At 52.9% G+C, this 8681-nt stretch carries 10 protein-coding genes; 4 read left to right on the plus strand and 6 right to left on the minus strand.

Annotation, left to right across the window (positions count from 1 at the left end; translation table 11 throughout):
• Window positions 1–238 precede the first annotated feature (238 nt).
• The 4 genes from IEN85_RS10515 to IEN85_RS10530 all read left to right on the plus strand — a co-directional run bounded on the left by IEN85_RS10515 (window position 239) and on the right by IEN85_RS10530 (window position 4762).
• A complete protein-coding gene (locus tag IEN85_RS10515) occupies window positions 239–1315 on the plus strand; it encodes a glycoside hydrolase family protein (RefSeq protein WP_191617049.1) in 1077 nt (358 codons plus the stop codon).
• Between the two features lie 138 nt (window positions 1316–1453).
• Window positions 1454–3094: a Na/Pi cotransporter family protein gene (locus tag IEN85_RS10520; protein ID WP_191617050.1), complete on the plus strand. Its 1641-nt coding sequence runs from the start codon at window positions 1454–1456 to the stop codon at window positions 3092–3094.
• 108 nt (window positions 3095–3202) lie between these two features.
• Window positions 3203–3883: a hypothetical protein gene (locus IEN85_RS10525; protein ID WP_191617051.1), complete on the plus strand. Its 681-nt coding sequence runs from the start codon at window positions 3203–3205 to the stop codon at window positions 3881–3883.
• A gap of 138 nt (window positions 3884–4021) precedes the next feature.
• On the plus strand, window positions 4022–4762 hold the full coding sequence (locus IEN85_RS10530; protein ID WP_191617052.1) for a glutaredoxin family protein: 741 nt from the start codon (window positions 4022–4024) through the stop codon (window positions 4760–4762).
• A gap of 668 nt (window positions 4763–5430) precedes the next feature.
• Here the strand turns inward: IEN85_RS10530 and IEN85_RS10535 are convergent.
• The 6 genes from IEN85_RS10535 to IEN85_RS10560 form a co-directional block, all read right to left on the minus strand.
• A complete protein-coding gene (locus IEN85_RS10535; RefSeq protein ID WP_224772563.1) occupies window positions 5431–6009 on the minus strand; it encodes a hypothetical protein in 579 nt (192 codons plus the stop codon).
• Between the two features lie 100 nt (window positions 6010–6109).
• Complete coding sequence (locus tag IEN85_RS10540; protein WP_191617054.1) at window positions 6110–6949, minus strand: hypothetical protein; 840 nt, start codon at window positions 6947–6949, stop codon at window positions 6110–6112.
• Between the two features lie 80 nt (window positions 6950–7029).
• Window positions 7030–7455 (minus strand): hypothetical protein, encoded by a 426-nt coding sequence (locus IEN85_RS10545; RefSeq protein ID WP_191617055.1) that lies wholly within the window; start codon window positions 7453–7455, stop codon window positions 7030–7032.
• A gap of 3 nt (window positions 7456–7458) precedes the next feature.
• Window positions 7459–7938: a hypothetical protein gene (locus IEN85_RS10550; RefSeq protein WP_224772564.1), complete on the minus strand. Its 480-nt coding sequence runs from the start codon at window positions 7936–7938 to the stop codon at window positions 7459–7461.
• Window positions 7939–7944: 6 nt separating this feature from the next.
• Window positions 7945–8226: a hypothetical protein gene (locus IEN85_RS10555; protein WP_191617058.1), complete on the minus strand. Its 282-nt coding sequence runs from the start codon at window positions 8224–8226 to the stop codon at window positions 7945–7947.
• 69 nt (window positions 8227–8295) lie between these two features.
• Window positions 8296–8681: hypothetical protein (locus tag IEN85_RS10560; protein ID WP_191617059.1), on the minus strand; the 386-nt coding region annotated here is incomplete at its 5' end.

The following is an 8681-nucleotide window of genomic DNA, read 5'->3' on the forward strand; positions in this document are numbered from 1 at the left end:
TCGCGCCGCGATAAGCCAATCAAACTGTGGGAGCACGCTCGTCACGCGATAAAGGTAGGGCCCGCTGTCCCAGCGGGCAGAATGGAAATCAGTGGGGCGACCGCCGACCCAGCGGTTGCCTCTTCGAGTACCTTACAACGAAGCAAAAGTACGCCTCCACCAGAAACGCCCCTCGTATCATCCTTCATTCGCTCCTTGACTAAGGTGCACTCTAGTGCAACTCTTGTAAGCGAGGCTTATGAATTCCCCGACCTATATCCTGATCTCGCTTCTCTTGCTCGTTTCGCTCGCAGTGTCTGGCTGCCAGGAGCAAACCGCGCCCACCGAAGAGGTTGCCGGGCAGCCTCGCGTTGCCATCCAGCAGGGAGTCCTCCTAGTCGAAGGCAAACCGTTCGACATAAAAGGAATCTGCTGGAACCCCATACCGAAGGGACAGCGCCACCCGGAAGGCTTGGCCTACCGTACCGGAGGCGTCGCCTACGATTTGTCGTTTGTCGAGCGCGACCTGAAGCTGATTGCAGCCGCTGGCTTCAACACGCTGCGCCCCTACTCTCCAATCACTGACCAGGCGGTTCTTGACCTGATCGAGGCCTACGGCCTCAGGGTCATTGTCCCAATCTTCAATTTCCATGAAATCTCCGACGATCAAATAGCCGTCACCTTGGCTACCCTGGAAAACCACCCTACCAGCCTATTCTGGGAAATCGGGAACGAGTGGAACTACAACCATCTGTACAATCCCCAAGGAAATTTCGAGCAAGCCGCCCAACGTATCCAAAATGTCATCACGATTATCGAATCGACGAACAGCAGGCTCCCCATCGCCTTGAACTATGGAGAGCTCCCCAGTAAGGAAGTCGAGCAACGCTTCGACGTCGACCTATGGGGTCTTAACATCTACCGCTCAGACAGTTTCGACGACGTCTTCGAGCGATGGCAGAAGCTTAGCGACAAGCCGATGTACCTCGGCGAATACGGAGCTGACGCCATCGACAACCGGCAAGGAGACGGACGCTACGCACCCGATGCGCAAGCACGCGCCGTTACGCGGCTCACTCAACTCATCATGGGCAGCTACGCATCTCGCGGCAACGGTCCACTCCTCGGCGGAGCCTTGTTCGAATTTAGCGACGAATGGTGGAAAGACGGCAAGGGTTCGCCCGATGAGCACGACATCGGCGGCATCGCCCCCGGAGGCGGCCCCTATCCCGACCTTGAATTCAACGAAGAATGGTGGGGCATCGTAGACGTCGATCGCAACCCGCGCGCCGCCTACCATGCCATGAAGCAACTCTACGCCAACCGAGATTCTTAGGGCTCGCAGGGCGCTTCGCCTCGCGACGCGACCGACGCGATAGGAGTCACGGCCAAAATCTATTACCCAGGTTGGCGGCCACCGCCGCGCACCATTTCCAACTTCACAAGGCACCCTGCCTAATCCATTATCCCGCAAATGGATACTCCGCCCTTTTTCTCGATCACGCTGTCCTTGGTTGGCGGACTTGCGATCTTCATTCTGGGCATGGGGTTCATGACCCAAGCCCTCACCCACATCGCGGGATCACGCCTGAAAGACCTGCTGGCATCCTTTACGCGAAACCGATTCGCCGCCGCTGCAACTGGAGCCGCCATCACCGCCGCAGTGCAGTCCTCATCGGTCACCACGGTCCTGCTCGTCGGCTTTTCCTCGGCCGGTCTCATTTCGGTCGCCCAAAGCGTAGGGGTGATCCTCGGAGCCAACGTAGGCTCCACCGTGACGGCCCAAATCATCGCCTTCAAAATTTCCGAGGCAGGCGCCATCCTCATGGCGGTCGGCCTTTCCATATCCTTCCTCAAGTCGCGCGAGCGGCTCGCCCAAGTCGGCACCTTGCTCCTGGGTCTCGGCGCCATCTTCTTCGGCATGCAACTCATGGGTGACGCCACCCGGCCGCTGCGCGGCTACGAGCCGTTCCTCGAGGCGATGCAAGCCATCGAAAGCCCGCTCTGGGGCGTGGCCATCGGACTCGTATTCACCGCAGTAGTACAAAGCTCAGCAGCCACCATCGGCTTGGCTATCATCTTCGCAAACCAAAACCTCATATCCCTCGAAGCCGCCATATCCATCGCCTTCGGAGCAAACATAGGGACCTGCATCACCGCACTCTTCGCAGCCATCGGACGCCCTGCCGCAGCTTGGCGCATCGTCTTCATCCACATCGTCTTCAACCTGCTAGGGGTAGCGATATGGTTCGCTTTCATCCCTGAGCTCGCATCGCTCAGCCGCTTCGTGGCGGAGACCGTGCTGCAGGATAGCACCATCGGCCGCGACGTGGCGGTTGCCCACACCCTTTTCAATCTCATAAACCTGCTCCTCTTCCTCGCCTTCACCGGTCCCCTCGCCCGCTTGGCAACCGCGGTCGCCCCGGACCGGGCCAAGAAAACCAGCTCCGCCGGAAAGCCTCTTTACCTCGACCCCCTCTACCTGGAAACGCCTTCTCTCGCCATCGACCGGGTGCGCCTCGAATGCGGCCGACTCGCCACGCTAGCCGTATCCATGGCGGAAGACATCCCGCACGCCGCTCTAGAGGGAGACCTCTCCGACCTGCGCGAGCTTGCGAGCCGCGACGACGAATTGGACGAACTGCAGACCGCCATCCTCAACTACCTCGCTCGTATCCAATCCGCAAAACTCGGCCCCCAAGACCAACACGCCATCAACCAGACCATCGCATTGGTCAACAGCTGGGAAAACATCGGCGACCTGCTCGACTCCCATGTCCTCCCGCTCGGTTACGACCGCCTCGAAGCAGGCCACCCCATAGGCGACAATACGCGACGCACCTTGAGCGAGCTCCACCAAGCCTTGCTGCAAGACCTGCGGCTGTCCTTGCTGGTGACCACCAAGAGCGATCCCTCTGACGTCGAAAAGCTCCTGGCCAGCAAAGCAGGCTTTCGAAAGCTGGCTGACGACGCGGAAAACGACCTGCGCAGCAGCCTAGTCGGACGCGACCCCGAGCGCATGGAGCTCTTTCGCCTGGAGTCGGACCTCATCTCCAACTTCAAGCACATCCACCACCACGCTCGCCGTCCCGCAAAACTGCTGCAGGAGGCGTGAGCTACGCCTTAAAGAGTCCTACTTTTCCCAAATCGCTGTCGGATCGCAGGGATGAAAAGCGCATGACCTACCTAGGTCATGACAAAAACATCCAACCCCATCCCCAATATGATCCGAACCCTACAAATCTGCCTCGTCGCGTGCGCGATAATTCTCGCCGGCTGCGAAAGCACCCAATTCGCCATCAGCCCCAGCGGTTCCCAGCCACTAGGAGAAAATCCAGATGTCTTGGTCCTGGAAAAAGAGCATCGAGTTTCGGTCGAGCTGCTGACTCCCCACTTCTCCCGCAAATTGGACGAACTGCCAAGCTTCTCCATAACGGTCGAGAACCAAGGCGACGACTACCTGTTCCTGACGGCCTCTGGCATCATTCTGACATCGGGCGATACGAAAATCTCATCGTATTCATTGGAAGAATACACTGAGCTCGTGAATAAAGTTATGGATCGCGAAGCGGAAGAGTACAACGCCAGCCAAGCCGCGACCGCCATGCAAACCAGTTCCGTCCAACGAACCGACGCCATTCGCGACAATAGCCAGACCATCGCCCAAATGACCGCCGCCAAAGCCGCGAACAAAGCTTCCGCACGCCGCCAGTCGTCGATCCGCCTCAAGCAAGACCTCGAGGACCTGCTCACCATCCACCAGCTCAATCCCGGCGAGAGCCACACCGGCCTGGTAAAGTTCCGCGCCGAACCCATAGCAGCCGGCGAGCCGCTCACCCTCGTCGTTTTCGTTGCAGGTGAGCCCTACGAATTTTCGTTCAAAGTAGCTGGCATCTCGAAATAGAACCGTTCGAGAAAAGGGCTCCAGCCGGATGGCGCAGCCTGTGCGGTTCTATGCTCGAACTGCACTGAGAACGACTTGCCCTTCGGCCGCTTGCATTTCGAAAGCCGCCGACCTTGCAAGTTGCAACCGCTGATCACCATGAGCAAAAAAGCCACAATCTACCGAATGGTAACTCCCAAGCACCTGTGCCCCTGGGGCATCAAAGCTCTGGATCTGCTCCGCCGAGCCGGCTTCGAAATCGAAGACCGCCACCTCGAAAGCGAAGAAGCCAACCAAGCATACAAGGAGGAACAGGGCGTCAGCGAAACCCCGCAAATCTACATCGAAGGCGAGCGGCTCGGCGGCTACGACGACCTCCGCGAGTACCTAGGCAAGGGGCCCGACCCTTCGGAAGGAAAAACCTACCAACCTATCGTCGCCGTCTTCTCGGTAAGCTTCGCGATGGCTGCCGTTACTGCATGCGCAGCGGTCGGCCCCTTTTCCTGGATCGGACTCCTCGAAAAATTCGTCGCCTTCAGCATGTGCGTGCTCGGCATCCTCAAGCTGCAAGACCTTAAGTCCTTCGCTACCGGTTTCGTGCAATACGACCTGATCGCCCAACGATTCGTCCCCTACGCCTCGCTTTACGCCTTCGTCGAAGCCGGCGCTGGCGCCTTGATGATCGGCCACATCGCGTCCCTATTCGTGGCGCCGCTGGTCCTTCTCCTCAGCTCTGTGGGAGCCATATCCGTATTCAAGGCAGTCTACTTGGAAAAACGCGACCTGAACTGCGCCTGCGTTGGCGGAGGGAGCAAGGTGCCGCTCGGCTTCGTCTCCCTCACCGAGAACCTCATGATGATGGCTATGGCGGTCTGGATGTTCCTGAAGGCGCTTGGATAGGCGCCGTAGTCCGAGGAGCGCCCGCCGCGTGGGAGCAATGCTCGGTTAACCGCCCAGCCCGTCCCTTCCCCATGCCCTCGCCGCCTTCGGCGACAGGCTCGGACGCGCGATCGGCCCTACCGTCTCCGAGTACTACGGACGGGTCTGACTCCTGCCTCTTAATGCCCATCGGCCGTGTCTCCGGTTAGTTGATACAGCCTACTCCTTGCGGAGAGGCGGGCAGGTCTCCCAGGTTCATGTTCGCTTCTCTGGGCGCATGCCACAGCTTCGAACCCCGACGGACCCGACGGGATCTCGCCATCGCGATCCCGCCGATGCTGGCTTCCGGTCACGTTAACACCGTCGCCGTCCGCATCTAGAACACTCATTACGGGGCTAAATTGCTTTAGGGGGCTGCGACTCCCCTGCGGCCTGCGTCCTTCCCTGTGTACGCTTCGCGCATGCCGTTTCGCCATCCGGCACCTTTCCGCGCCGGAAAGGACCATCGCTATGTATCCCATTCTTTCTGACTTAGCTGACATGCCCGCAACACTCGGTAGTTACTACTGGCTAGGTTTTGTATACATATGAACTTTCATCATATAAGAAGCGCCATGCTTCGCCTGGCGCACTAACGCCAAGCTCAGACGACGAGCGCTTGCGCTCGTTGTCTGCGGCGCCTTGTTGGCCTATTTTAGGTAAGTAACTCCCTTTTGTTGTAGTCGTCTCAATAGTCCTTCAGTTTCTGTTTTTAAATCATTGTATGACTCTGAGATTTTGGAAGCGTAGGCTGCACACTGTTGAATATGCGTATTCATAATACTTTGATGTGTTTCATCTTTGGTCTGTAAAAACATTTGGTGCCAATGCTCAACGTTTTCGACCATCAGATTGTTCATTCTCAAGCTATCGATGAGACCGCTGCCTTTAGTGTATGTGCTTACTATCGCTTTTCTTAAATCGTTGTCTTTTATTTTTCCGATTAGGTGGGCGTTGTTTTTATAAACGATAAAATAGTCCTGAGATATGGGGACTAGAAAGAGAAATGCAGATCCAGGTTCTAAATTTCCTATGTAAGAGCCAGATGTATCTCGAAAGCGACTCCATAAAGTATCGACTTCGTCGTAGATCGCTTGGAGCAATCCGAAAATGAGGTCTTCCTCTTCGGTCTTTCGTTTTTTCTTTTGGTGATTAAGAGTAACGACGGTCGCTAGTATGCTGAATACGCCAGCGATCAAGCCACCGACAACTGCGGATAGTAGGTTCATTATTTCGGGGCTCATCTATTTTTATTGGTCAACGTCGAGGTGATACGCGGAGGCAAGCGCGGAGCGCTTGCCGGAGTTGTATCGACCGTCTGGTTAGGGTCTATCTTTTTGTTTCTAGTGAGCTCTCTTCGTTTAGGTAGCGAGAACTCCTGAACTTTTCAAAGTAAGGCTTTCTTCTGACTAAGTTGAGTAGTCGCCAGAACCATTCTTTTGCTAATTTATCGTTGATTTCATTTGGATAGGTAAAGTGATAGTCGCCACTCTCTTGATGGCTGATCTTATGGTTTTCTCGGAACAATGGGAGGAGGTAGTCCTGTATTCCCCACCTAAGGTTATTCAGTAATTCTGATAATTGGGTTCCATAGTAAATAAAGTAGTTTCCGTTTAGGTGCTCTTCGAAATCCTCTAGTGCAAATGGCATTGATTCAAAATCAGATTTGTAGCCGTTCCTATCGAGTATCTTGTGAATTTGTGAACATACTCCAGTGAGTCTAGAGATGTTATGTTTCGATGTATTTCCTGAGATCGTTAGCAATTCCAATCGGGTGACTTCGATGGAGGCATCAATGTTTAAGGAGGGGAGCCACAATTTTACAGTCTTAGATTTATTCAACCAGTCTTTGATTCTTTCAACTGATAGTCTCAAGTTGTTAATACTATCGTATTTCGAGAAAGATGGCTGCTGGCAAATAGAGTGTAGTGCGTCTATGCACGAGCCTTCGATGCCTAGTAGGTTCTTTGAAACCTTTTCTTTGGTAATATCTAAAGTTCGAATTAAGAACAAATCGCGATGAATGTAGTCGTGAAAGTAGACAAAGACTTCGTTCGGGGTTTCTTTGTCTGGACGAACGTCCAAGAGAGAGTGGTTAACCGTATTGTCGAGTGCTTCCACTATGACGCATAGGGCGATTACTTCTTGTTCGTGATTGTTGAGTTTCATTTTCTCCCTAACGTCAAAGACTCACGATGTCGGCTTCGACTGAGGTTCCAAGTCTGTTGATGCTGATTTTCATGGGGTCGTTATGAAAGGGGCGGTCGTTTGCCGACATTGTGAGCTCTGCCTTGTTCGGTCTGATTCTTTGGTACTAGAAGATCTTCTGGCATCCAACCATTTCTCAGGTCACGGCTAAATATCGAAGGATCGTCATCATCTAGGTAGGTGGATCCACAATCCACTAGAATCCCTTCTCTCAGTAACTCGTCTATTATTTCTTCTTCTTTTTCTTCGAAGTCTTGGATTTCGATTGGGTCGACGTCCACAAACGGATTCGTTCCGTCGTCTGGCATAAATCCAATTCTATCGCCGGAGTTCTTGAGCATGTACCACGTCACCATCGCTGAGGATGCTGGATTTCCAGTGATCTCTCTTGCTTTCATTCCGGAGACCTTTGCGAAGCTGAGGGTTTCCTTTTTAGTCAGGTTTACAAGTGTGTGGTAAGTGCCCATTTTTTAATTACCGAACGACAAGTGCAGGCGACGAGCGCTTGCGCTCGTTGCCTGGCACGCCTTGTTAAGCTTTTTTATAATTATATTTCGGAGTGCATACCCAAAGGATGCAAACGCAAATGCAGCAACGAAGATGGGGTAAGAATCTTCTCTTTCTGACGGGTATCTTCCTAGCTCTGGAAGCGTAAATGTGGCTAAGGCTACGAAGAGAAGGTATCCTCCGAGAAAAACAATTCCTTCGGCAATTTTTAGTTTGGTTATTTCCTTCCTGACTTTCCAAAAGAAGAAAATGCCAAACCCCATTAGCCAGTATCCCACAAGTGGATTCTTCCCTAGAAGAAGAAATGTGGCTCCAAAGAAAGAAAGCATCAGAGGACCCGCTAGATCTTTTGACCATTCGGAGTTTGTGTTTTTCTTCCTCATTTTTGCTGAACGCCAAGTGCATACGATGGAGGCGGCGAAGCTGCCGGAATTGTATGCCACGTCTGGTTAGGATTTTTTGATTAAGTTTATAATGGTTCCGATGGTTAATTCGAAAGCTGTTTCAATCATCGATCTTTTGCCGTCACGAATCTTTCTTTCGTTTTCTTTTCTGTCGATTGCTTCGCTTGATTTCTTTAATTCCTCTTCAGCTCTTTCGATTTCTTCGTCGGTGAAACGTAGTTCGTCTGGAATGACAGATCCGCACCAAGAGCATCTCGTCGCAGTTCGAGATAACAATGCCTTAGAGCATGACGGGCACATCGGAGATTTGCTTTGATTTGGTTCCATTCATTTGCTCCTAACGTCGAGTACAGGCGGCGTGCGCTTGCGCACGTTGCCTGCTACGTCTGGTTGGCTCTATTTTGTTGATCGATATTGCTTATACTCGGCTCGAGGACGTTCTTTGTCTACATATCTCATGTGCTCTTCATTTATTTCAATAATCGTGTATTCGTTTTTTATTTCGGCTCCATCTGGTCTGTCGGGAGAGGTGAATTTAGTAGTTAAGTCTAAACCGTCCACAAACCATGTTCCTTTCATTCTCAATAAATCCATTACTTCGCCATTTTTGGTGAGTGTCATTTCCTCGTAAAAAGACTTATCCATTTCGTAGACGATGAACCCCTTCACTTCGATACCTTCTCCCTGATCCACGTGGTACGTCCACTTGCCGATTATTGACCTCTCGCAAATCGCTGCTGGTATTACGGCTAAAAACACACTGAGAACCAGAATTAAAGGTG

Origin of the sequence: Pelagicoccus enzymogenes, from assembly GCF_014803405.1 — a bacterium.
GTDB classification, from domain to species: domain Bacteria; phylum Verrucomicrobiota; class Verrucomicrobiia; order Opitutales; family Opitutaceae; genus Pelagicoccus; species Pelagicoccus enzymogenes.